Genomic DNA, 1660 nt, shown 5'->3' on the forward strand with positions numbered 1-1660 from the left:
GGACAGGCCGAGGCAGCGGCGCAGATGGTCCGTCAGGCTGTGGCGGCCGCGCGGCTTCGACAGCGCGGCGACGAGGGAAGCCTCGTCCCGCCCCGGCATCAGGTCGAGGTGGAGGACGGCCGGTCTCCCCTCGTCGAGCGCGCGCCGGGCCGAGGCGGCCAGCGGATAGATGGCGCCGCCCTCGATCCCGGTCGCGGTGACGACGAATTCGCCCCGGATCTCGTGATCGCCGAAGCGCACCGCGACGGGTTTCACCGGCTGGCCGGCGAAACGCTCGCGAAAGATATCGGACCACGCCACGTCGAAGCCGCAGTTGGTGGCGGCGAAATCACGGGTCGCGATGCCCCGCGCCGCCAGCAGCGGGCTCCAGACACCATCGCTGCCAAGGGCGGGCCAGCTGGCGCCGCCGAGGGCGAGGACCGTCACCGCCGGCCGTTCCACGGCCAGCGGTCCATCCGGCGTCTCGAACAAAAACGTGCCATCGGGACCGAAGCCGCGCCAGCGATGGCGGACATGGATTTTCAGCCCCCGCGCGCGCAGGCGGCGCAGCCAGGCGCGCAGCAGGGGCGCGGCCTTGAAGCCGGTCGGGAAGATCCGGCCGGACGACCCGGTGAAGGTCTCGATGCCGAGGCCGGCGGCGAAGGCGACGATCTCCGCAGGGCCGAAGGCGCGAATCGCGTCCTCGAGGCGGGGCCGCGCCGAACCATAGCGGCCGAGCAGCGACTCGATCGGCTCGGCATTGCTGATATTGAGACCGCTCTTGCCCGCCATCAGAAACTTCCGGCCGAGAGAGGGCATGGAATCGTGAAGATCGACCGCGAAACCAGCGTCCAGCAGGGTTTCGGCCGCCATCAGGCCGGCCGGACCGCCGCCGACGACCATGGCGCGGGCGGTCGCTCGAGCAGGGAAGTCACCGGGGCGGTTCATTTGTTAACCCTGTTCGTGGTGCAATGCGCACCGGTTGCCGGCCCGGTGGGCGCGGCGCCTGATCCTGTCTGAAGCTGGAATGCCATGAACCGCACGCTCGCCGGCCGCCTTCTGCCGATTCTGTTCATCCTTGCCGCCTTTGCCCTGCATCTTCGCCTGGCGGCAAGTCCCGAAGGCGCGCTCGGTGCCCATCGGCTTCTCGATACCGACAGCTATACCCGCCTGCTCCGGGTCGAGCAATTGTGGCAGGGCACCGGCTGGTGGGACAATACGGTGATCCGCATGGCGGCGCCGGACGGCATGCCCCTGCACTGGACCCGGCCGCTCGACCTGCTGATCCTCGGGCCGGCGGTGGTCGTCGCCGCGCTGGGGGCGACCAAGGCGCAGGCGCTGTGGTGGTCGGGAATGCTGATCTGCCCGCTGTTGCACGGCATATCCTGCCTGCTGGCGGCATGGGCGGCGCGGGCCCTGTGGTCGCGCGAGGTCTCCTGGTTCGCGGCCATCGTCCTGCTGGCCCAGCCCATCGTCCTGGCCTATGGCGGGGTGGGGCGGGCCGATCACCATGTCCTGATCCTGCTCCTGGCCGTCGTCATGATCGGGGCGGCGCTGCGGGCGGCCATGGCGCTCGATCGTCGAGGCATGGCCTGGCTGGCCGGGCTGGCCGGCGCCCTTGGCGTCTGGACGGGGCCGGAGGCCTTGCTGGTGGTCGTGCCGGTGCTGGCGGCCTTCGGTC

At 70.8% G+C, this 1660-nt stretch carries 2 protein-coding genes; one reads left to right on the forward strand and one right to left on the reverse strand.

The genetic code is table 11. The features are described from left to right. Positions 1-927: TIGR03862 family flavoprotein (locus WAZ62_RS17260; protein WP_422644776.1), on the reverse strand; the 927-nt coding region annotated here is incomplete at its 3' end. A gap of 84 nt (positions 928-1011) precedes the next feature. Here WAZ62_RS17260 and WAZ62_RS17265 point away from each other — a divergent pair. Continuing rightward, on the forward strand, positions 1012-1660 hold a 649-nt coding region (locus tag WAZ62_RS17265; protein WP_422644777.1), incomplete at its 3' end, for a hypothetical protein.

The sequence above is a fragment of the Zavarzinia sp. genome (genome assembly GCF_049306435.1).
Lineage (GTDB): Bacteria > Pseudomonadota > Alphaproteobacteria > Zavarziniales > Zavarziniaceae > Zavarzinia.